Raw genomic sequence first — 22,700 nt, 5'->3', positions numbered from 1 at the left:
CTCTACTCCGGAAAAGTGACTGGCTAAAAGCATCTGCGCAAATGCTTTCGTGTCCGATTGTTTTACGGCTTTTTTATCAGCCAGATATTCGTGTATTAAATTAATTTCTCTTTTAATAAGATGGTAAAATGGATTGAACCAAAATACCGAGGTAATAATTTCTAAAATGATCTTATCAAACGTATGTTTCTGTTCGATATGAACCATTTCATGCTTTAAAATCTGCTTTCCTATTTCTGAATTCAATGTGATGGAATTCTTCCAGAAAAGGTTTTTAAAATAAGAAAAAGGAGCATCTGTAAGGTCTGTACGGTAAAAGTTGATCCCTTCGATGTTTTCTCTTTCAAATTGAGTTTTCAGTTCATATATTTTGAAGGTTCCATAGATGAATTTTCCTAAAAAATACACGGAAACGATTCCTAAAACTGAAAAAGCGGCTGTATAATATAAGTTTTCATGGGTATTTGTGTTTTCTGAAGGATTAAAGTTCTGCACTTTATCGATCAGCATATAGATATTCTGATTCACCTCAATGGTAAAATCTTCAAGCTTTATCAAAGGAAGCAATAACGAAATCAGTATCGAAAATAACAGATAAAACCTATTGTAATGGTGAAAAGTCTTGTCCTTGAGCGAGAGATAATAGTATCCCAACAAAACGCCTGAACAAATGATCACTTTTAGGATGTAAAATAACACTTCCATGATTGGGTAATTGCTTTAATCAAATGATAATATTGCTTGTCATGCTCTTTTCAAAGGTGGTTTTCCCTAAAATATAGAGATCAACCAATCCCATAGCTGAAAAAATAATTCTATAATAAATGCTGTCATTGTTTATGTTTTTATAGAGGTTACTATTCTGTATCTTCTTCGTTAACGTCTTGTCTTTTAAAGACAACTGAACCCATCAAAATGTTACAGAGCAACCTCTTTTTAAATGTTAGCTTTTCTTTTTAAGCTCATTTAATAACATTTCCAAGTCTTCCACACTCATTTCATTTTTTTCTACCAGAAAAGAAACTGCACTTTTATACGAGCCTTTAAAATAATTTTTCACAAGACTTTTCATTGTCTTTCCAGAATATTGTTCTTTAGTTACTAAAGGAAAATACTCATGTTGTCTTCCGATCACATTATAATCCACAAATTCTTTATCCTTCAATACTTTTAATATTGTAGAAACTGTATTGGTATGAGGTTTTGGTTCAGGAAATAAATCAAGAATATCTTTTAAAAATCCTTTTTCTATTTTCCATACATATTGCATTACCTGTTCTTCCGCTTTCGTAAGAGTTTGAATTTTCATATCCCAATGTTTAATACTATTATTATATAGGTATCATTCTATATCACTAACAAATTAGTTATACAAATATAGAATTAAATTCTTTTCGAACAACTATTTTTCTAGTTATAAAGATTGATAAAAATATAACTTACTTAAAATCAATTAAATAAATTTCAATTTAAGTCAATAATTTTATAAAAAACAAATATTATGATATATTTATTCTTCACAAAAAATGCTTTATTACACTAAAAATCCTTAAAACATGTTAAATTTTATTAAATAAAATTAAAATGAAGTTGTCAAAACTGAGAAAATATATTTATTTTAGTGGCTTAAAAATTTCTCATGAAAAGATATAATTTATTGATTGTACTATTACTACTTGCTTTTAATGTAGCGACTGCACAAAAAAATTCTCCTGCAGCAGACTTCAGCGCGATAGGAGAAGCTAAAACAAAAATCGAAAATACGGTTCCTTTGGTTCTAGAGCACCTAAAGGTTATTGCGGATAAAGAAGGAGACAACAGCATTTATACCAACGGAAAAACTGCATTAGGAAAAGAGTATGCAATTTTACAATCTGAATTTTGGTTATATAATGGGAATATGTCTAACTGTATTCTGAACAATTCTTCGAAAAAAGCGAAGAAATGTATGCAGTACCACACGCAGTATTTAAGAAATACATTCATCAACTACAACAACTACATTAGCTACATCACAAAGAAAAACGGATATATCGGAGTAGACAGTGATATTAAAAAAGATTTCACTCCTTCAGAGATTACTAAAAAACTGGGTGACGCTTATTATGTAGCAAGCGAAGCTTCACAAAGAATGAAAGGAACTCAAAGAAAAGAATTCTTAGAGCAACCAAAATCTGATGATTATAAGCTTAGACCTTATACTGAGGTAGCACAATAATATAAAATCCCACTTTAAACGGTGGGATTTTTTTATGTCTAAAAGTTTTACACTTCATCAATAACAAAAAAGAGAATTACAAATTGTAATTCTCTTTTTATTTTTAGTAGCGGGAACCGGACTCGAACCGATGACCTTCGGGTTATGAGCCCGACGAGCTACCTACTGCTCCATCCCGCGATATTGTGATGCAAATATACGACAATATTTTTAAAATCCTAATTTTTCTTTTAAATAAAGGATTTTTATGGAAACTATTTTATTATTTGTATCTTTGTTATATGGCAAAAATACTAAGAATCTACCCAGAAAACCCACAGGAAAACCTTATCAATGAGGTGATTAAAACCTTGAATAATGGCGGACTCATTATTTATCCTTCCGATACAATTTATGCATTGGGGTGTAATATTTTTGACATCAAAGCCATGGAAAAACTGGCTCAACTGAAAAAAATCAAACTAGAAAAGGCTCAGTTCTCTATCATTTGTAATAATCTAAGCCATCTTTCGGACTTTACGAGACCTATTGATACTTCGGTATTCAGATTTTTGAAAAGTCATCTTCCGGGGCCGTTTACCTTTATTCTGGAAGCCAATAAAAGTTTGCCTTTGGCTTATAAAGGACATAAAACCATCGGGATTCGTGTTCCTGACCACTCTATTCCACAACTGATTGTTGAAAAACTTGGGCATCCCATTGCTTCTACTTCGATCAGAGATGATGATGAGATTATTGAATATTCTACCGATCCTGAGTTGATTGCAGAAAAGTATGATCATCTAGTAGATATCGTCATTGATTCCGGATATGGAGATAATATAGCTTCAACGATTGTGGATCTTACTTCTGGTGAACCTGAACTTATTCGTCAGGGAAAAGGAATTTTATAAATTCCAAGGTCAAAAGTTCAATACTGAACTTGAAAAATTTAACTTCTTTTTTTATGAAAATAATAACATCTCCTGCAAAATTGATGAATGTAGAGAACTCAACCGATCTGTTGAGAAGTACCACTCCAAAATTCATTGAAGAAGCAACATTTATACAATCTTATTTAAAACAAAAATCTCCAAAATATCTTTCTGAACTAATGGAAATTTCGCCAAAACTGGCAGATGAAAACTGGGAAAGAAACCAAAAATGGAAAGCAAAACCGGGAACTAAAGAGTCTGCTCCTGCAATGTATGCTTTCACCGGTGAAGTTTACAGAGGATTAGACGCAAAAACTTTAGACAAAGATGCTGTAGACTATTTGCAGAAAAACTACAGAATGCTTTCGGGTTTATACGGACTTTTAAAACCTTCTGATAAAGTAATGCTGTACAGACTTGAAATGGGACGTCCTTTTGAATTCGATCAGTATAAAAACCTATATGAGTTCTGGAAAGAAAAAGTAACAGAGCAACTGAATACGGAAATGAAAAAGAACGAGATTCTGCTTCATTTATGCAGTAATGAATATGGAAAAGTAATTGACAGAAAAAAGCTGAACCATAAAGTGATCGATTTTGATTTCTACGAATTAAAAGACGGAAAACTTAAAACAATTGTTGTGTATACAAAGCATGCAAGAGGTTTGGTGGTAAGATTCTGCGCAGAAACTAATGCTAAAACACTAGATGATGTAAAGGCATTCAACTATGAAGGCTACAGAATTGATGAAGAAAAATCAACAGATACCAACCTTGTTTTTACAAGATAAATGACAATTTTAGAGTTTAAAAGATATTTTAAAGCTGAGCTTTCCGAGCTTTATACAGAATCTGAAAGTGCTTTTTTGTGTTCTGTTTTTGTTCAGAAGGTCGTAGGTTTTGACAGTTTTCATCAAAGAAGATTCTCCCATCAGGAATTACTGATTCAGGATGAACAGGATCTTTTGCAGATTATTTCGGAATTAAAAACCAACAAACCTTATCAACATATTGTAGGAGAAACTGAATTCTATGGAATGAAGTTTTTCGTGAATGAGCATGTTCTGATCCCAAGACCTGAAACGGAAGAATTACTGGAATTGGCAATACATAAAATAAAAGAGCAGTCTGTCATTCTGAATGCAGCGGAGCGAAATGAAGAATCTCAGGATCCAATAACAAAAGATTCCTCACATTCAGTTCAGAATGACAACAAGAATATTTTAAAAATTCTGGATATCGGAACGGGAAGCGGGATTATTCCTTTGGTGCTAAAAAAGCATTTCCCGGAAGCAGAAGTCACTTCTATTGATTTTTCTGAAAAAGCTTTGGAAATGGCTAAAAAGAATGCAGATTTCCATCAGCTTGCCATTAACTTTATTCATACAGATTATCTGAATTTTGAGTTGAAACAGAATTTTGATGTGATTATTTCCAATCCGCCTTATATCGGGATTGAAGAGGAACATGAAATTGCGGATTCCGTTAAAGAATTTGAACCTAAAATGGCTCTTTTCTCCCCTACTTCTGATGCTCTGATCTTTTATCGGAAAATTGCAGAAGATGCTGAAAAGTATCTTACTAACAATGGAGTATTGTTTTTAGAAATCAATCAGAAATTAGGCCCTGAAACTCTGGAACTATATACATCAGGCTTTTCTGAAGCACAGTTAATAAAAGATTTATCAGAAAATGACCGGTTTATTTTTGCAAAAAAATAGTCTTTCCATTTTCTTTTTTACCATATACTATACAATTCATTTTTTGGATTGTATTTTTTTTACCTATACCCCATTATCATTTTCTGAATCATTTTTTGGGAACAATATTTTTCAAAAAAAACGGATTATACGATTAATTAATTCACAATCTAATTATTAAAAACCTCGTTAAACACTACTATTATTGAGAATTTTACAATAATTTTCACCACAAAATGATTTATATTAATTATTTATATATATTTGTGTGTAATCGATTACATTTTATCAATAAAAAATTAAAACCGAACAATAATTATCAATCATGAAAAAAATATTGATTTGTTTTGCATTTGCTGCTAGTACGGCATTTGTAAAATCACAAATAACGATTACGCAAACTGTAGGCTGGCTAGAATCTGCCTATTTAAAATGGAATCCTGTAAGTAACGCAGAAAGTTACAGAGTCTATTATTCCGGAAACGGGATTACGGATAAATTGATAGACAGTCAGCTTATAAGAAGCTATGGTTCTTATTTCAGAGCCGATATTCCGGGATTGAGTGCCGGAAATTACACCTTCAAAGTTGTTCCTGTCATCAACAATACAGAAGGAACAGGGACTACAACTTCTTCTGTCACTGTATTGGCACAAGACCGCACTGGTTTTGCCCATAGTGACGGTAGAATCCCGGGAGCTTATAATTTAGACGGTACTTTAAAAGCTAATGCGGTCGTTCTCTACATAACTCCGGATACAAAAAATACCGTTTCTCTAAATGTTACCGGAGCGAATTCCAATCCTTGTGTTGGGCTTCAAACAATATTAGACGGTTTCAAAAAAGGAAATGACACCCGTCCTCTTGCGGTAAGATTTATTGGAAACATTACAGATCCAAGTTATTTACTGAATGGGGATGCGGTAGTGGAAAACAACAAAAATGCTTCGAGCTCCATCACTTTAGAAGGAATCGGATCTGATGCTGTGATTAACGGATGGGGAATCAGACTTAAAAATGCAACGAATATTGAAGTCCGAAATTTAGGATTTATGCTTACGGATGCAGGTGAAGGAGATAATCTGAGCTTACAACAGGACAACACATACATTTGGGCACACAACAATGATCTTTTCTACGGTAAACCCGGTGGTGATGCTGATCAAGCTAAAGGTGACGGTGCATTGGATGCCAAGAAATCAACCTATATTACATTTTCCTACAATCACTTTTGGGATAATGGAAAAAGCTGTCTTCTGGGGTTAAGTGAAGATACAACTTCTGGTCTTTATATCACTTATCATCATAACTGGTTTGACCATTCTGATTCCAGACATCCGCGGATTCGATTTTATTCTGCTCATGTGTACAACAATTATTATGATGGTAATTCAAAGTACGGGGTTGGTTCTACTATGGGATCTTCAGTTTTTGTGGAAGGAAATTACTTTAGAAATTGTAAATATCCAGTTCTTACTTCTAAACAAGGGACAGATATCGCCAATGGATCGGTAGGAACTTTTTCAAGTGAAAACGGAGGTGTTGTAAAGGCCTATAATAATTTTATGACGGGTCAAAATGCTTTTATTCCTTATAATTCTTCTACTGCAGCGAGTCAGTTTGATGCGTATGTAGCATCGACAAGAAACGAAGTTTTAGGTGCTCAGATCAAAGCTTTCCAAGGAGCAGGAACGTACAATAATTTTGATACCAATTCTTCTCTTTACATCAATTCTATGACTCCTGATTCTCCTACGGTAGCGAGAGATAAAGCGATGCAGTATTCCGGTAGAGTTTCCGGAGGGGATATCAGTTGGACATTTAACAATGCTACAGATGATACTTCTGATGCGGTAAATACAGGATTGATGTCTTTGCTTCAAAATTATACTTCTCAAATGGTCTTTGTACAGGGAGAGTCTAGTTCTTCAACTTCGGGGCAAACATTGCTTATTGCCTCCAACAACAGCCAAACTGTTGCTTCCGGAACTGCAATCAGCCCGATGATCTTTACCTGGGGAGGAACTGCAACGGATGTAAGTGTTTCCAATCTTCCAAGTTCAGGGATAAGTTTTGTAAAAAACACAACCAACAAAACGGTAACGATTTCAGGAACTCCGACTTCAAATGTTAGTTTTACAATCACTACAACCGGTACTTCGGGAACTTCAGTTTCGGGAACTGGAAGCATTACTGTAACAACCACCGGAACGAATCCTCAAGGAAATGAAGTTCATAACTTTACCGCATCTGGATTAAGCAGTTCATTCTACAGCTTTACCTCAGCGAATATGAATTCTACGGACGGCTCTGCAAGCTATGACGGAATCACTTTAACCAAGAGATTGAAAATAGAATCATCCACCAATATCTCGTACTCGACAAGTGCAGCTTCATCTTTAACTTTAGTTTTTGATCCTACATTCACGGGAACCATAAAAGTAGATGGAACGTCTTACACAGCAAGTTCCGGTATTGTTAGCATTCCAACTATTGCAGCAGGTTCTCATTCTATCACGAAAGGAAGTGTTGCGAATCTTTATTATATCAAAACTCAATATCAGACAACGACTACTTCAAGGTTATCACAAACAGAAGTTAGCCAACCTAAAGCTATCATTTATCCTAATCCGGTTCAGAACGTATTCAGTATATCTACACCATATGTTATTGAATCTGTAATAATTACCAACAGCACAGGAAAGGTAATGAAAGAAATAAGAGGAAATGTACAAAGAGTAGATATCAGCAATTTTGAAAGCGGTGTTTATTTATTGTTAATTAAAACAAACCAAGGTTTATTACAGGAAAAAGTAATAAAGAAATAATAATAGTCTTAAATATTTGGTTACCGTCTTTATCGTCATGATAAGGGCGGTTTTTATTTCAAAAAAATAACCAATGACTGCTCATTGGTTATATATTATTTAGGAAGAATAGATTGAGTTTAACCTATCCTTTTTTTCACAAAAATCTCATAACTCAAATAAATGAGAGGAAGAGCCATTATACCGATGTATAAAGAGTTTTCCATTGCTCTTTCAGGCGCATTAGCTACTGCATACACCAATCCGAAAAACGCTCCTCCTAAGTGTGCGGCGTGACCAATATTATCATGTTGTCTAGGATTCAGCATCATATATACTGAATATCCAAAGTAAACTAGTCCAAAAAGATATCCAGGAATGGGAATTGGAATAAAGAAAAGATATATTCCTAAATCTGGAATCATTGCAATAGAAGCAAAAAGAATTCCCGAAACTCCTCCACTCGCACCAATTGCGGAATACCATGGTTGTCTCTGATAAATAAACAATGAAAATAAATTTCCTAATAAAATAGATCCGAAATAAATAATCAAAAATCCTAGATTTCCAAATCCCTGCACCACAATTGGACCAAAGAAATACAATGTCAGCATATTAAACACCAAGTGCATAAGATCTGCATGCAAAAAACCGGAAGAAAGTAAACGAATATATTCTTTTCGGTTCAAAATAGAACCAACACTAAATTTATATTTTTCAAAATTACTGCTTCCACTTGGTGCCATAAAGCTTGCAATTGCAGTAATTGCTATAATGATTATTAAAACATTCACTTTTTCAACATTTAATTTTCTGTATTCTCATCACTTTGGAACAGGTCTCCGATTGTACCTCCCTCATCATCTCCTTCAAAACGTTCCGGCTCTTCATAAACTTCCGGTTCCTCTTCTTCAGGCTCAGGAATCGTGATATTAATAGATTTCACCTTAAATTTCGTAAACTGATTTCCGATCGCTTTTATACCTTTTACAGCAATAAACTCATCAATATTTATCGTTTCAGGATCGCGTTCTTTTCCTTTATCTTTTGCAAAAATAATATCTGCAGTCGCATTATTGGCCACAATAATACTTTCTATAAAAGACTTAGAATGTTCCGAAGGCATGAACGTCTGAGGATTCGTATTATTTTCCAGTAAGAATCTTTTGATGAAATAAATTTCTTTCTCACCGTCATAATAAATACAGGTTACCGGTTGCTGCGGTCTCCATTTTTCAAGAACTAAATATTCGTCATCAAAACGGTTTCCGAGGTCAAAGCTTACCAATTTTGCTTCTCCGTTCGTATTGATGGTTAAGATCTTATCGTCTCCTTTAAAGCTTCCCAATAAAGTTCCTCTTACATCTGCATTCAGTCTTCTTACGGTTTCATCAAACCATATTTTTCTTGGGGCTAAAGTAGAAACTCCTTCTTCCTTCATGTCTACTTTCTTCACCGAGTATTTGGTAACCAGATTTCCTTTTGAATCACGTCCTTTAATGGCCAATTCAGAGAAATCGATATCCATCTTATTCTTTCTGATTCTCGGATTTGGTTTCAAAAGTACAGATACTGTTTCTGCTTCTCCATTTGGATTAGCAGAGAAATAAAGTGTTTCTGAACCTTTTTTATCTGAAGCTAAAGGATAGTCTGTATTTCGCGTTACTCCTGTTACGGAAAAACGCTTCATATAATACGGTCCTTCTCTACCTTCGCGATAGATCATGTTGTAAACCGTTCTCTTATCATTTTTCTTCCAGACTGCCACGTGAAGAATATCTTTTCCGATAAACGTTTTGGCTTCTACTTTTACAACTTTCATACTTCCGTCTTTTCTGAAAGTAATGATATCGTCAATGTCTGAACAATCGAACAGGTATTGATCTTTTTTCAGGGAAGTTCCAATGAAACCTTCTTCGAAATTAGCATAGAATTTTTCGTTCGCTACCGCAACTTTAGTTGCATCAATGGTATCGAAAATTCTTAATTCTGTTTTTCTTTGTCTGTCTTTTCCGTATTTCTTCTGAATATTCAGGAAATAATCAATAGCATACGTAATCAGATGTTCTAAATGATGTTTTACCTGCTCTATTTTTCCTTCTAAAGCGGCAATATTTTCTTTAAATTTATCTAAATCGAATCTGGAAATCCTTTTAATTCTGATTTCCGTCAGTCTTAAGATATCTTCTTCTGTAACAGCTCTCAAGAGATGTTTCGTATGAGGCTTTAAGCCTTCATCGATCGTCTTCAAAACGTCTTCCCAGCTTTTAACTTCTTCAATATCGTGATAAATCCTATTCTCAATAAAGATTCTTTCTAATGATGAAAAATGCCAACTTTCCTGCAACTCGTGAAGTTCAATTTCCAATTCTTTTTTAAGCAATGAAACCGTATGATCGGTATTTCTTCTTAAAATCTCAGAAACATTCAGGAACATTGGTTTATCACCAACAATTACACAGGCATTCGGAGAAATGGTAACCTGACAATCAGTAAATGCATATAGCGCATCAATTGTTTTATCTGGTGACGAATCATTAGGAAGATGAATCAGAATTTCAACTTTATCTGAGGTATTATCTTCAATTTTTTTGATTTTAATCTTACCTTTTTCGTTGGCTTTTAAGATAGAATCAATTAAGTCTCCCGTATTTTTAGAAAAAGGAAGCTCAGTAATCATCAAAGTATGTTTATCCACCTGATTGATTCTGGCTCTGGCTCTTACTTTTCCTCCTCTATGACCGTCGTTATATTCAGAAACATCTAAAAAACCTGCGGTAAGGAAATCCGGAAACAATTCAAACTTTTTACCTTTTAAATAGGCAACAGAGGCATTGATAAGTTCATTAAAGTTATGAGGAAGAATTTTTGTAGAAAGTCCTACTCCAATCCCTTCCACTCCCTGTGCCAAAAGCAACGGAAATTTCACAGGTAAATCTATCGGTTCGTTATTTCTACCGTCATAAGATTTCGTCCATTCAGTCGTTTTAGGATTGAAGACAACTTCTAACGCAAAAGGAGTCAGTCTTGCTTCAATATATCTCGCTGCAGCAGCAGAATCACCCGTATAGATATTTCCCCAGTTTCCCTGAGTATCTATCAACAATTCTTTTTGCCCGATTCCCACCATTGCATCGGTAATAGAAGCATCACCGTGAGGGTGATATTTCATGGTATTTCCTACAATATTGGCAACTTTGTTGTAACGGCCGTCTTCCAATTCTCTCATGGAATGCATTATCCTTCTCTGAACGGGTTTGAAACCATCAAATACCGATGGGATCGCTCTGTCCAAAATTACATAAGAAGCATAATCCAAAAACCAATCTTTATAAAGCCCGGAGACTTTTTTCAGGCTCTCACCTTCATGCGAGTTTTCTTCTGTCATCATTTAGTTAACTCTTTTTTCTCGTTATTAGTTTTTACTACTTTATTTAGAGAGAATTTCAAATCTTTTATTTCTTTTTTAGACAGGTATGATATTTCATATTTCAGCATCGTAGAGCCTGTACTCTTGCTGGATACTTTCACATACAGTCTCTTAATCAGAAACATATCTATAATTTCATAGCTGATGAGTTTATATTTTGGAAACTCATCACTTAATGGTTTGTTGATAAAAGGAACGATATTCCTGTTTCTAAAATTCAATGCTTCTCCATCACTGTCATACTCAAAAATCTGCCTTCCGATAAAGTAAAATACACCCAACATTACAGCCGGAATTACAATAAAAAGAAAGCTAAAGTCTCCCAATACATTGAGTCTTTCTTCTAAAAAGAATGCAATTATCCCACCCGCCAATGCCAATAACAACATCATATTAATGAAATTATATATTGAAATTTTACTGCGGTTACTTATTCTCATATAGTTTTTCTATTTTTTCTACTATTCTAATTTTCTTCTACAAGTTCTTTGTTTTGAATGTCCTGATCTTCCACTACCAGATTTTCTAAAATAAAAGTCTGTCTATCCGGAGTGTTTTTCCCCATATAAAATTCTAAAAGCTGGTCTATCGTCTGATCTTTTCCTATCACAACAGGTTCCAGTCTGATATCTTTTCCGATGAAATGTTTAAATTCATCCGGAGATATTTCTCCTAATCCTTTAAATCGGGTAATTTCAGGATTCTTTCCTAATTCATTCAGAGCTTTCACTCTTTCCTGCTCACTGTAGCAATATCTGGTTTCTTTTTTATTCCTTACCCTGAATAAAGGGGTTTGCAGAATATAAAGGTGTCCGTTTTTAATAATATCTGGGAAAAACTGCAGGAAGAAGGTAATCATCAACAATCTAATGTGCATTCCGTCGACATCGGCATCGGTTGCAATAATCACCTGATTGTATCTTAAATCTTCCAGACTTTCCTCAATATTCAATGCAGCCTGAAGTAAATTAAATTCTTCGTTTTCGTATACGACCTTTTTCGTAAGACCATAACAATTCAAAGGTTTCCCTTTTAACGAAAATACAGCCTGCGTTTCTACATCTCTGGATTTTGTAATCGATCCTGATGCAGAGTCTCCCTCGGTAATAAATATCTGCGTTTCTGCTTTTCTTTCCGCTTTCTGATCATTGTAATGCTGTCTGCAGTCACGAAGTTTTTTATTGTGAAGAGATACTTTTTTGGCTCTTTCTCTTGCCAGTTTCTGGATTCCCGAAAGTTCCTTTCTTTCTCTTTCTGAAATTAAGATTTTTCTTTGAATTGCTTCAGCAACTTCCGGATTTTTATGTAAAAAATTATCTAATTTACTTTTTAAGAAATCAATAATAAAAGTTCTTACCGTCGGTCCGTTTGGTCCTATATCGTTAGACCCTAGTTTTGTTTTGGTCTGAGATTCAAAGACAGGTTCTTCCACATTAATGGAAACTGCTGCAACAATCGATTTTCTAACGTCTGATGCATCAAAGTTTTTATTAAAGAACTCACGGATCGTTTTTACATACGCTTCACGGAAGGCATTCAAATGCGTTCCTCCCTGTGTTGTATTTTGTCCGTTTACGAATGAAAAATAGGTTTCAGTCTGCGATTTATCGGTATGCGTAATAGCCACTTCTATATCGCTATCTTTCAAATGAACAATGGGATATAATGTTTCATTTTCCAATTCTTCATCTAATAAGTCTTTAAGACCGTTTTCAGAATAAAATTTTTCTCCGTTGAAAAGAATCGTAAGTCCCGGATTCAGATACGCGTAATTGCGGAGCATTCTTTCGATATACTCTTTTCTAAATTTAAAATGTAGGAAAATTTCAGCATCAGGAATGAAGGAAATTTCAGTACCATTGCGATCTGAAGTTTCTTTTTCCTCAAAGTCTTCCGTAATTAATCCTCTCGAAAATTCTGCCACTTTCATTTTCCCGTCTCGGAAAGATCTTACGCGGAAATAGTCAGACAAAGCATTTACTGCTTTTGTCCCTACCCCGTTCAGACCAACTGATTTTTTGAAGGCTTTGCTGTCGTACTTTCCTCCCGTGTTCATTTTGGAAACTGCATCTACCACTTTTCCCAACGGAATTCCACGACCAAAGTCACGAATGGTAACTTTACCATCGTCCAATTTTATTTCAATTCTTTTACCTGATTTCATTCTGAACTCATCGATAGAGTTATCTAGAATTTCTTTAAGTAAAATATAAATACCGTCATCAGCAGAAGATCCGTCTCCTAATTTCCCGATATACATTCCGGGACGTAAACGTATGTGTTCCTGCCAATCGAGGGTTCTGATATTATCTTCGGAATAGATTGGGTTTGTTTCTTGTGACATATGTAATTTCAGCAATCATACAAAAATACAAATTTGGATAAAATTACATAAGTATTAATCATTTATTTTTTCTTAATTTGAGTCACCAAAAAACAAATTATCATCACAAAAACTAACCTATAATCATGAATACATCAAAGAAAGAAAAGATTTCAACTAAAATAAATATTCTATTATTTATTTTATTCTTTTCTCCACTTTATGTTTCACAAATTCCAGGTTTAATCAACTATAACGAAAGTGACGGATTAATCTGTTCTTATACTTATCGTATGAAACAGGATTACAATGGCTTTATGTGGATAGGTACGGATAATGGTTTATTCCGTTTTGACGGGAAAGAATTTAAACAATATGGCAGAAAAGAGGGATTAAAGAATATTGAAGTGATTACCAGTGAACCTTTACCCAACGGTGAAATTTTCATAGTTCCTTTTCTAAATGATTTTACCTACCTGAAAAATGGTAAAATCATGAATTCCAACTTTAATAAATATCTTTCTAACCCGTTTTCCAGCTATGTTCCAGTTATAACACCCAATGGCAATAAATTATATTTACATAGCCTTCGAGATCCTAAAGATATTTTTATTTATGAAAATGAACAACTCAAAAGATATCCTATATTTATTGATTATAAAGATCGGTTTTTACGCGCTTTCAAATTTGATTACCTTACCAATACCCTATATTTAAAAGGAGACCGAGACAATTATATTATTGCTTACAATGTCATTACTAAAAAACAGGAAATAATCCAAGCCAGTAAAGGAGAGCCTATTTATGAAAAGAATAATCTCATTGTATTTTATAATGAAAAAACACTCGAGGTTTATCAATTACAAGATGTAACCCACTTAAAAAAAATTCATTCTTACCCATTAACCGGAAAACTCATCAACTCAATTATTGATAAGAATAATAAATTATGGCTCAGTATGGCCAATGGTGGTGTGCTCTACTTCAATCAATCATTACTTGATGAAAGCAAAACTTTAGCTCCCCCCATCACATTACTAAAAGACCAGGTCATCCATTATGTTTTTGTAGATAAAGATGATAATGTTTGGTTCAGTTTAAGGAATAAAGGTATTTCTTTTATCAGTAAAGCATTTTTTGCTAACTATATTAATCTGCCATTGAAGAGTAATTCTGAATATATCAAAACAATTACTAAAGATCATGATCAAATTGTTATAGGTTATGATAGAGCTGCCGGTGCCATTTATAAAAATGGGAAACTAAAAGATATTGTACTTGATCCATCAGATAAAACAGAAAATAGAGCTGTATATGCCGATAAAAACATATTACTCTTCGCGCTTTCTTCTAAACTTTTTCTTTATGACATCTCCAAAAACAAAAGTGATATCATAATAGGAGGAGGTCCTAAAAATATAATTCCTTACACTGGTAATTCTATACTCATATGTAACTCTTCCGGTCTATTTATTTATAATTTAAACAGTAAAAAAAGTGATTACCTTTTCACTAAAAGAACATATAATGCTCTTCCTTATACCCAGGATAGTATATTCGTTGGTGATTTTAGTAATTTATACAAGCTTGATGTAAAAACAAAGAAGACTGCTTTATTCCTAAAAGGATATTATTTTACCGATATTAAAAAACTCAACAACAATCTCTATATAGGAGCTACCAATACCAATGGAATTGTCCTTTTCAACAACAAAAGAATATTACAAAAAATTTCGGAAAGTGATGGTTTATTGAGTCATCAGGTAAAGAGAATAGATATTGAAACCCCTACCACATTTTGGGCAAGCACAAACTACGGAATTTCAAGAATTAAATTGAATGGAAAAGATTTAAAAATCAATAATTTCACACAAATAGATGGACTTCCGTCCAATGTCGTAGCCGGTTCTGTGATAAAAAACGATTCAATTTTTATAGGCACTTCTAAAGGTTTAGGTATTTTTTCGATTAAAAAACTTCTTGCACAAAAGAAATTTATTAATAAAAAAGTCATTATCAATTCTGTAAAGATTGGGAACAATGAATATTTTGATCTTACCAAAAAACCGGAAGGATCCACGCCGGATGATGTAGTTTTCAATCTCAGCTTTCTTGACTATGCTTCGCAAGGAAAAATTAATTATAAGTATAAGGTAGCAGGACTTAGCGATGAATGGCAGGTAAGCAATTCCCCGAAAATCATTCTAAATTCTGTCCCACCCGGAAAGTATGTCCTGAAGGTTTTTGGATTAGGCTATAATGGAAAACAATCTCAGACTTCTACTGATCTCGCTTTTGAAATCAAACCTCATTTCTGGCAGACTTGGTGGTTTAAATTAGCATTAACGCTTGTAACACTGGGTATTCTTTTTACAGTTATCAACTTCTATTTCCAAAAAAGACGTAATAAAAAACTGGAAACTCTTAATTATGAAAAGAAAATTGCGGAATTGGAGTTACAGGCCATTAAAGCCCAAATAAACCCTCACTTTATTTACAATTGTCTTAATTCTATTCAATTTTTACTGTATAAAAAAGATTATCTGGAAACAGAAAATTATCTGGAGACTTTCTCACAGATGATCAGAAAAACGCTTCATTATTCGGAAAAGACCTTTATGCCGATACGTGAGGAAATAGAATATCTTTCTTTATACTTAAATATGGAGAAACTCCGCTTAAAAGATTTGTTCGATTACAAAATATCCACCTCTGAGAAAGTAAACAAAAACTGGGTTATTCCTTCATTATTGATACAACCCTTTGTAGAAAATGCCATAAAGCACGGAATTTCTAGCCTTAAAGACCGAAAAGGTTGTATTGAAGTTTATTTTGATCATACAGATTCAACGTTAAGCATAACTATTGAAGATAATGGTGTTGGAATCGGAAATTTATCAAAATCTATGGCTAAAGAGGATTCTTTTGGGGTAAAGCTTTCCCAAAAAAGAATTGAAACTTTTAAACAGCTTTTCGAAACCAGTATTATTTTAGAAATCAAAGATCTTTCAGAATACCAACAACAAGGGACACAAATAAAACTATATATAACACCTTATGAAAACAAAAACACAGGTCTGCATCATTGACGACGAAAAAGACGGCAGAGAATACATTGCTTTACTGCTGGAAAATGAATTTCCGGAGCTAGAAATTGACTTTCAGGCATCGAGTGTTGAAGAAGCATTCATTTATCTTACCAAAAACACTCCGGATATTTTATTTTTAGACATCCAGCTGAATGACGGTACCGCATTTGATCTGCTGTCCAACTTCAAAGAGCTTTCTTCACAGATCATTTTCATTACAGCTTATGAGCACTTTGCCATTCAGGCTATTAAAAACGGAGCTACCGATTATCTTTTAAAGCCTATTAAAAAAATGGATTTCATTATTGCTGTTAATAAAGCTTTAGAAAATATCAGAAAAAACAAAGCGTTTTCATCCAATACGACTCAGACCAATCAGAATAATAAGATCAGCTTACCTACTCTTCAGGGGTTCAAAATGATTACTATTACAGATATTGTAAGATGTGAAGCTGATTCCAGTTATACCACTTTTTATCTGACAGACAAAACCAAAATCATCGTTTCCAAAACCCTTCATGAGTTTGAAGAAACGTTAGCAGAGCATAATTTTTTCAGGATACATCACAAGCACCTGATCAATCTTTCTCATCTACAGGAATACATCAAAGGCAAAGGTGGACAGGTTGTTATGAGTGACAACTCTATCCTAGATGTATCTGTTCGTAAAAAAAATGATTTCCTTCAAAAGGTTGATGCTTTAGACTAAACTCATATTAAAATCACTTACAAAAAGTATTTAAAATAATAGATATTTAGAAACAAAAAGGCTGTCTTTCGACAGCCTTTTCTTATATCTTTAATCTCATTAAAATCCGTCCCCATCCAAGAGATTACCCAAACCTCCTAAAATACTTCCCTGCTCTTTATTTTTAGTTGTTCCGTATTGTAAAATTCTACTAGCTAATCTTGAAATAGGCAAAGTCTGAATCCATACCTTTCCGGGACCTCTTAATTGGGCAAAAAACAATCCTTCCCCTCCGAAAATGGTATTTTTGATTCCTCCTACAAACTGAATATCATAATCTACCGTATGCGTAAAACCAACGATACATCCTGTGTCAATTTTCAGGATTTCTCCCGGCTGAAGATCTTTTTCGATCACGTGTCCTCCACTGTGGACGAAGGTCATTCCGTCACCTTCCAATTTTTGCATGATAAATCCTTCTCCACCAAAAAGACCTGTTCCTAATTTTTTCTGAAATTCAATTCCAACAGTAACTCCTTTAGCCGCACAAAGAAAACTGTCTTTCTGACAGATCACTTTACCTCCAAGTTTACTTAAATCAAAAGGAAGAATTTTTCCTGCGTAAGGCGCGGCAAAAGTCACTTGCCTTTTATCTGAAGAAGTATTCGTAAATACCGTCATAAAAAGGTTTTCTCCCGTAAGCATTCTTTTTCCCGCAGAGAAAAGTTTCCCCATTAATCCCTTTTCTGTTCCGTCTCCGAATAAGGTTTCCATCTGTATCCCGTCTTTCATCATCATAAAACTTCCCGGTTCTGCAATTACGCTTTCTTTAGGATCCAGCTCAATCTCTACGCATTGCATTTCTTCCCCGTAAATTTTATAATCTATTTCATGATTAATCATAGTGTTCAAAGTAATTTTAAGTTATTCGCTACAATATTAACATTTTTTACATTCCGTTTTGAAAAAATAAATTAAATTCGATGTGATTAAAAAATTTCAGTTCATGATTCAACTTCCTTTATCCAAACTTTCCAATATCGGAACTACTATATTCAGCCAGATGACGCAGCTTGCCAATGAAAATGAAGCCATCAATTTATCTCAGGGATTTCCTGATTTTATGCCCGATGCTGAACTACTGAATTACGTAGATCATTTTATTAAAAAAGGATTTAATCAATATGCTCCCATGGGAGGAATGATCGGTTTAAAGGAAGAAATAGCCAGAAAAATTGAAAATTCTCATCAGGCGATTTACCATCCGGATACAGAAATAACGGTAACTTCTGGCGGAACACAGGCTATTTTCACGACCATTGCCACTTTTGTAAAAAAAGAAGATGAAGTGATTATTTTTGAACCTGCTTATGATTGCTACGAGCCGACTGTTGAGCTTTTCGGAGGAGTTGTAAAACGTTTCGAAATGAAAGCTCCTGATTATGAGATTGACTGGAATGCCGTTAAGAATTTGGTATCAGATAAAACCAAGATGATTATCCTGAACAATCCCAACAATCCTTCAGGAAGAATTTTAAAGGAAAAAGACATTCAGGAATTAATAAATATCGTAAAAGGAACTTCTATTTTAATTCTTAGCGATGAGGTCTATGAGAATATTGTTTTTGATGGAAAGCAACATCTGAGCATCTGTAAATATCCTGAATTAAAAGAAAGAAGCCTTTTGGTAGCCTCGTTCGGAAAGTTATTTCATGTTACAGGCTGGAAAGTGGGTTATTGTGCAGCTCCTAAAAACTTAACCGATGAATTCAGAAAAATCCATCAGTTCAATGTTTTTTCTGTCAACACACCGATTCAAATGGCTTTGGCTGAATACATGAAAAACGATGAACATTACACTCAACTCAATCAGTTTTTCCAAGAAAAAAGAGATTTTTTAAGACAAGGTTTAGCAACTACCTCTTTCGAACTTTTAGATTGTGAAGGAACGTATTTCCAAGCTTTGAAGTACGATAAGATCTCCGATAAGAATGATTTCGACTTTGCCAGTGAACTTACCATCAATCATAAAGTAGCAAGTGTTCCGTTCTCTTCTTTCTATAAGAATAAACTGAATGAGCATGTCATTCGTCTGTGTTTTGCAAAAAAGCAGGAAACGTTGGAAAAAGCACTTGAAAATCTATCTAAAATATAATTCTATCACATCAATGGAGAAAGAAGCCTTGCCAAATGTTCAAAAAAGACTTTATGTTTAGGCCTTTTTCTCCATTCATTCAATGACAGTTCTTTAGAGTCTTTCATATCTTCAAAGAAAATAGCTTCCAACTTTTGATTGATCTCCTGATCAAAAATCAGTGTGTTGACTTCAAAATTAAGCTCCTGGCTTCTCACATCCATATTCGCTGTTCCTACACTTGAAAAATCATCATCCACAATCATGGTTTTGGAATGGATAAATCCTTTTTTATAAAAGAATATACGGACTTTATTCTCCAAAAGTCCTTCATAGTAAGAATAAGCAGCTGAGTTTACGATTACAGAATCTCCTTTTTCAGGAACCATCAACCTCACATCCAATCCTGCCTGTGCCACCTGTTTTATGGCATTTAAAATTGTTTCTACAGGAATAAAATAAGGCGTAACGATATATACTCTTTTTTTTGCAGATAAAATGGCAGAACTTGTGCTCAACATAATTACGGGACTTGTATCCGGTCCGCTTGCGGCAACCTGAACCAATTTATTCCCTTCATACTGGTCATCATAATCGAAATAATCTTTTGATAAATGAGGAATCTTTTCTGTAGCAAAAACCCAGTTGGTAAGAAAGAGAAACTGAAAATAAAAAGCCGAATTTCCTTTGAGATACAAATGAATATCGCGCCAGTATTGTTTGGAATTAGGATTGATATATTTGTCGGAAACATTAATTCCTCCCGTAAAAACTTCTTTACCGTCGATGATGATGATTTTACGGTGATCCCTATAGTTCACCCTGTTTGCCAAAAGCCTGAATGTAATTTTATTCACGGGAGAAACTTCAATTCCTGCACCCTGTAGCTTTTTAATCATTTTTTTGCCGATTTTTCCACTTCCCATCGCATCATACAAAAAACGGATCACAATCCCTTCTTTGGCTTTAAGGATAAGTAATTCCGCTAACTGATTACCAATACCATCGTTTTCATAAATATAATATTCTAAATGGATATGGTGTTTTGCTTTCCGAATACATTCAAAAACCTTGGCAAACTTTTCTTCTCCGTTCACCAATATTTCTACTTCATTTTTAGCCGATAAAGGAGAATGCGCTGCATTATACAGAAAATTGATGGTTGTAATATATTCTCTCAGCTGATCTCCACTTACTTTTAAAGATTCCGAATGGGTCTTTTCAATATAATTCTGAATATCCTTGTAGATCTTCTCATTGATCTCAAACTTGAAATTGTAAAATTTATTTTTCCTGTAGTTCACCCCAAAAACAAAGTAGATAATGATTCCCACCACCGGAATGAAAATGATCAACAATAAATACGCTAAGGTTTTACTGGTGGTTTTAGTGTCCATAATAATCTTCCCCGCCAGAAGAATAACGGCGGCAAAATAGATTACTTCCAGAATAAGTAAAATATATGGGAACTGATCTAAAAATTCTTTCATCATCAAAATATGATACCCCTATTTTTACATTAGCCTAATAAAGATATAAAAAAAGCGGTAGAAAACTACCGCTTGATTTTTAAAAGAACATTCCTCCCGAAACTTCTATTCTTTGTGCATTAATCCATCCCGCTTCATCTGTACATAGAAAAGCAACTACACCTCCGATGTCATCCGGCAACCCTGCTCTTCCTAAAGCAGTATTTGACGCTACCAATGCATTCACATGTTCATCATCTCTCGTTCTTCCGCCTCCGAAATCCGTTTCTATTGCTCCCGGAGCCACTACATTTGCCTTGATTCTTCTTGCCCCCAATTCCTTCGCCATATATCTCGTCAACATTTCTACTCCCGCTTTCATTGATCCGTAAACTGCTGAACCTGGTAAAGCAAATCTTGCCAGTCCCGAAGAAACATTTACAATTCCTCCACCGTTATTGATGAAAGGCAAAAACTTCTGAGTCAGGAAAAACACTCCTTTGAAGTGAATATCTACCATATCGTCAAGCTGTTCTTCAGTCACCTCAGTTATTGGCGAATACAGCGCTGTTCCTGCATTATTTACCAAGTAATCAATGTTGCGGCTTTCTGTATTTGCTTCCAGATGATCTCCGACCTGTTTTATAAACGCATCAAAGCTTTTGATATCTTTTGTATCCAACTTATAAGCGATCGCCTTTCTTCCCAACGCCTGAATTTCTTCAACAACATGATCAGCTTCTTCTTTATTACTTCTGTAGGTAATAATCACATCAAGTCCTTTTTGAGCGATTTTAATAGCTGAATTTCTTCCTAATCCACGGCTTCCTCCTGTAACTAATGCGATTTTTGTTCTTGTTTCCATTTTTTGTTTGTTTTTGATGGGACAAAGTTCTGACAATTCTATGGTGAAGTGTTTGCTCGAATCAAACTGAAATTTGCAAAATTCAAATCACGAACGAAATTCCAGCGGAGCGAGTGATGTTTTCTTTTTAAAGAAGTTTGAAAAATGGGCTATTTCTTCAAAACCCAACGAATACGCAATTTCTGAAACGTTCCATTTGGTCTGTTTTAAAAGTATTTTGGCTTCCTGCACGATTCTTTCGGCAATGATTTCAGTAGTCGTTTTTCCGGTGCTTTCTTTGAGTTTTTTATTGAGATAATTAACATGAACCGACAGTCGATCCGCATAATCTTTTGCACTTTTCAATTGCAATCTCTGATCTGAATTCTCAATCGGAAACTGTCTCTCCAACAGCTCTATAAACAATGAAACCACACGTAATGAGGCATCATTTGAGGTTGACAGTTTAGAAGCTGGTTGTAACTTTTGTCCATAATGAATCAGTTCCAATACGTAGTTTCTAATTAGATCATATTTAAAGATATAGTCCGAATCGATTTCTTTTTTGATCTTGCCATACAATAGCTCGATCTCATCTGCCAGTTCATCATCAATTTCAAACAAAGGAATATTTCCCGGCTGAAAAATTGGTAAGTCTTCAAGGGTACTGTGAGATTTGTCTTTTATAAAGAAATCTTCTGTAAATACACAAAAGCTCCCCGACTGCTGCGGATCTTCAGGAACCCAGTGATAAGGGACTTTGGGAGTAGCAAACAACAAAGCATTCTTTTGAATCTGAATAACTTTATCTGCATACTCTGCACGGTTACGTCCTCTGATCAGGCTTATCTTATAGTATTTCCGTCTGTTATAAGGCATTTCAGCCGTCGTCTTTACCCTTTCAATGGTTTGGGCAATATCAAATACATTAAAATGACCGATATCTTTATGAAGCCCTTTAGGAAAGATCGTTTCTATATCTGTTCCGAGTTTCGCCGTCATTTCCTTATAGAAATCATCCAGCGAAGTATATGAAGTATGGGCAGTCTTTTCCATCATGTTGATTTGTAAAAATCAAATGTACA

18 protein-coding genes and 1 tRNA gene are annotated in these 22,700 nt (G+C 34.4%); 8 read left to right on the top strand and 11 right to left on the bottom strand.

Features of this window, described 5'->3' with window-relative positions; translation table 11 throughout:
- Together RM51_RS11720 and RM51_RS11715 are read right to left on the bottom strand one after the other, a co-directional pair.
- Nucleotides 1-705, bottom strand: a 705-nt coding sequence (locus RM51_RS11720; RefSeq protein ID WP_039369501.1) for a M56 family metallopeptidase, incomplete at its 3' end; no start/stop codon positions are given.
- 238 nt (nucleotides 706-943) lie between these two features.
- A complete protein-coding gene (locus RM51_RS11715) occupies nucleotides 944-1,309 on the bottom strand; it encodes a BlaI/MecI/CopY family transcriptional regulator (RefSeq protein ID WP_039369404.1) in 366 nt (121 codons plus the stop codon).
- A gap of 330 nt (nucleotides 1,310-1,639) precedes the next feature.
- On the opposite strand from RM51_RS11715, the gene RM51_RS11710 reads away from it, so the two are divergent.
- A complete protein-coding gene (locus RM51_RS11710) occupies nucleotides 1,640-2,218 on the top strand; it encodes a hypothetical protein (RefSeq protein WP_039369401.1) in 579 nt (192 codons plus the stop codon).
- A 107-nt stretch (nucleotides 2,219-2,325) separates the two neighbouring features.
- On the opposite strand, the gene RM51_RS11705 is transcribed toward RM51_RS11710, so the two are convergent.
- Nucleotides 2,326-2,398: transfer RNA gene (locus RM51_RS11705), tRNA-Met, on the bottom strand.
- A gap of 101 nt (nucleotides 2,399-2,499) precedes the next feature.
- Here RM51_RS11705 and RM51_RS11700 point away from each other — a divergent pair.
- The 4 genes from RM51_RS11700 (at nucleotide 2,500) to RM51_RS11685 (ending at nucleotide 7,659) form a co-directional block, all read left to right on the top strand.
- Nucleotides 2,500-3,111, top strand: coding sequence for an L-threonylcarbamoyladenylate synthase (locus RM51_RS11700; protein WP_039369399.1), 612 nt, complete (start codon nucleotides 2,500-2,502; stop codon nucleotides 3,109-3,111).
- Nucleotides 3,112-3,164: 53 nt separating this feature from the next.
- The gene (gene yaaA / locus RM51_RS11695; RefSeq protein ID WP_039369499.1) at nucleotides 3,165-3,923 is read left to right on the top strand and encodes a peroxide stress protein YaaA; all 759 of its coding nucleotides are present in this window, start codon (nucleotides 3,165-3,167) and stop codon (nucleotides 3,921-3,923) included.
- Nucleotides 3,924-4,853: a peptide chain release factor N(5)-glutamine methyltransferase gene (gene prmC, locus RM51_RS11690; protein WP_039369396.1), complete on the top strand. Its 930-nt coding sequence runs from the start codon at nucleotides 3,924-3,926 to the stop codon at nucleotides 4,851-4,853.
- 304 nt (nucleotides 4,854-5,157) lie between these two features.
- A complete protein-coding gene (locus RM51_RS11685) occupies nucleotides 5,158-7,659 on the top strand; it encodes a pectate lyase family protein (protein ID WP_039369393.1) in 2,502 nt (833 codons plus the stop codon).
- A 119-nt stretch (nucleotides 7,660-7,778) separates the two neighbouring features.
- Here the strand turns inward: RM51_RS11685 and RM51_RS11680 are convergent, their stop codons facing one another.
- The 4 genes from RM51_RS11680 to RM51_RS11665 form a co-directional block, all read right to left on the bottom strand.
- A complete protein-coding gene (locus RM51_RS11680; protein ID WP_039369390.1) occupies nucleotides 7,779-8,432 on the bottom strand; it encodes a rhomboid family intramembrane serine protease in 654 nt (217 codons plus the stop codon).
- Between the two features lie 11 nt (nucleotides 8,433-8,443).
- Nucleotides 8,444-11,029 carry a DNA gyrase/topoisomerase IV subunit A gene (locus RM51_RS11675; protein ID WP_185095006.1) on the bottom strand — a complete coding sequence of 862 codons (2,586 nt, stop codon included), beginning with the start codon at nucleotides 11,027-11,029 and terminating at the stop codon, nucleotides 8,444-8,446.
- Nucleotides 11,026-11,460 carry a hypothetical protein gene (locus RM51_RS11670; RefSeq protein WP_228375811.1) on the bottom strand — a complete coding sequence of 145 codons (435 nt, stop codon included), beginning with the start codon at nucleotides 11,458-11,460 and terminating at the stop codon, nucleotides 11,026-11,028. The genes RM51_RS11675 and RM51_RS11670 overlap by 4 nt, the downstream gene beginning before the upstream one ends.
- 74 nt (nucleotides 11,461-11,534) lie before the next feature.
- Nucleotides 11,535-13,412 carry a DNA topoisomerase IV subunit B gene (locus tag RM51_RS11665; RefSeq protein ID WP_039369384.1) on the bottom strand — a complete coding sequence of 626 codons (1,878 nt, stop codon included), beginning with the start codon at nucleotides 13,410-13,412 and terminating at the stop codon, nucleotides 11,535-11,537.
- A gap of 125 nt (nucleotides 13,413-13,537) precedes the next feature.
- On the opposite strand from RM51_RS11665, the gene RM51_RS11660 reads away from it, so the two are divergent.
- On the top strand, nucleotides 13,538-16,480 hold the full coding sequence (locus RM51_RS11660; protein WP_039369382.1) for a sensor histidine kinase: 2,943 nt from the start codon (nucleotides 13,538-13,540) through the stop codon (nucleotides 16,478-16,480).
- On the top strand, nucleotides 16,449-17,189 hold the full coding sequence (locus tag RM51_RS11655; RefSeq protein ID WP_039369379.1) for a LytR/AlgR family response regulator transcription factor: 741 nt from the start codon (nucleotides 16,449-16,451) through the stop codon (nucleotides 17,187-17,189). The genes RM51_RS11660 and RM51_RS11655 overlap by 32 nt, the downstream gene beginning before the upstream one ends.
- A 99-nt stretch (nucleotides 17,190-17,288) precedes the next feature.
- On the opposite strand, the gene RM51_RS11650 is transcribed toward RM51_RS11655, so the two are convergent.
- Entirely contained in the window at nucleotides 17,289-18,071 is a 783-nt protein-coding gene (locus tag RM51_RS11650; RefSeq protein ID WP_039369376.1) for a TIGR00266 family protein, read from the bottom strand.
- A 103-nt stretch (nucleotides 18,072-18,174) separates the two neighbouring features.
- Between RM51_RS11650 and RM51_RS11645 the strand changes: the two genes are divergently transcribed.
- A complete protein-coding gene (locus RM51_RS11645) occupies nucleotides 18,175-19,323 on the top strand; it encodes a methionine aminotransferase (protein ID WP_039369493.1) in 1,149 nt (382 codons plus the stop codon).
- A 5-nt stretch (nucleotides 19,324-19,328) separates the two neighbouring features.
- On the opposite strand, the gene cls is transcribed toward RM51_RS11645, so the two are convergent.
- From cls to RM51_RS11630, 3 genes are all read right to left on the bottom strand, one after another.
- On the bottom strand, nucleotides 19,329-20,792 hold the full coding sequence (gene cls / locus RM51_RS11640; protein WP_039369491.1) for a cardiolipin synthase: 1,464 nt from the start codon (nucleotides 20,790-20,792) through the stop codon (nucleotides 19,329-19,331).
- 79 nt (nucleotides 20,793-20,871) lie between these two features.
- On the bottom strand, nucleotides 20,872-21,636 hold the full coding sequence (locus RM51_RS11635) for an SDR family NAD(P)-dependent oxidoreductase (RefSeq protein WP_039369371.1): 765 nt from the start codon (nucleotides 21,634-21,636) through the stop codon (nucleotides 20,872-20,874).
- Between the two features lie 87 nt (nucleotides 21,637-21,723).
- Nucleotides 21,724-22,671: a helix-turn-helix domain-containing protein gene (locus RM51_RS11630; protein ID WP_039369489.1), complete on the bottom strand. Its 948-nt coding sequence runs from the start codon at nucleotides 22,669-22,671 to the stop codon at nucleotides 21,724-21,726.
- Nucleotides 22,672-22,700 lie beyond the last annotated feature (29 nt).

This window comes from Chryseobacterium taiwanense, from assembly GCF_000813825.1.
GTDB lineage: Bacteria > Bacteroidota > Bacteroidia > Flavobacteriales > Weeksellaceae > Chryseobacterium > Chryseobacterium taiwanense.
Note: the sequence above shows the minus strand (reverse complement) of the source record. Positions and strands in the feature narration are given on the sequence as shown.

Coding starts and splice junctions, on each gene's coding strand:
- RM51_RS11685 (WP_039369393.1), top strand. CDS start 5,158: ATGAAAAAAATATTGATTTGTTTTGCATTTGCTGCTAGTACGGCATTT.
- RM51_RS11655 (WP_039369379.1), top strand. CDS start 16,449: ATGAAAACAAAAACACAGGTCTGCATCATTGACGACGAAAAAGACGGC.
- RM51_RS11670 (WP_228375811.1), bottom strand. CDS start 11,460: ATGATGTTGTTATTGGCATTGGCGGGTGGGATAATTGCATTCTTTTTA.
- RM51_RS11650 (WP_039369376.1), bottom strand. CDS start 18,071: ATGATTAATCATGAAATAGATTATAAAATTTACGGGGAAGAAATGCAA.
- RM51_RS11665 (WP_039369384.1), bottom strand. CDS start 13,412: ATGTCACAAGAAACAAACCCAATCTATTCCGAAGATAATATCAGAACC.
- RM51_RS11700 (WP_039369399.1), top strand. CDS start 2,500: ATGGCAAAAATACTAAGAATCTACCCAGAAAACCCACAGGAAAACCTT.
- RM51_RS11715 (WP_039369404.1), bottom strand. CDS start 1,309: ATGAAAATTCAAACTCTTACGAAAGCGGAAGAACAGGTAATGCAATAT.
- RM51_RS11675 (WP_185095006.1), bottom strand. CDS start 11,029: ATGATGACAGAAGAAAACTCGCATGAAGGTGAGAGCCTGAAAAAAGTC.
- yaaA (WP_039369499.1), top strand. CDS start 3,165: ATGAAAATAATAACATCTCCTGCAAAATTGATGAATGTAGAGAACTCA.
- RM51_RS11645 (WP_039369493.1), top strand. CDS start 18,175: ATGATTCAACTTCCTTTATCCAAACTTTCCAATATCGGAACTACTATA.
- cls (WP_039369491.1), bottom strand. CDS start 20,792: ATGAAAGAATTTTTAGATCAGTTCCCATATATTTTACTTATTCTGGAA.
- RM51_RS11630 (WP_039369489.1), bottom strand. CDS start 22,671: ATGGAAAAGACTGCCCATACTTCATATACTTCGCTGGATGATTTCTAT.
- RM51_RS11635 (WP_039369371.1), bottom strand. CDS start 21,636: ATGGAAACAAGAACAAAAATCGCATTAGTTACAGGAGGAAGCCGTGGA.
- prmC (WP_039369396.1), top strand. CDS start 3,924: ATGACAATTTTAGAGTTTAAAAGATATTTTAAAGCTGAGCTTTCCGAG.
- RM51_RS11660 (WP_039369382.1), top strand. CDS start 13,538: ATGAATACATCAAAGAAAGAAAAGATTTCAACTAAAATAAATATTCTA.
- RM51_RS11710 (WP_039369401.1), top strand. CDS start 1,640: ATGAAAAGATATAATTTATTGATTGTACTATTACTACTTGCTTTTAAT.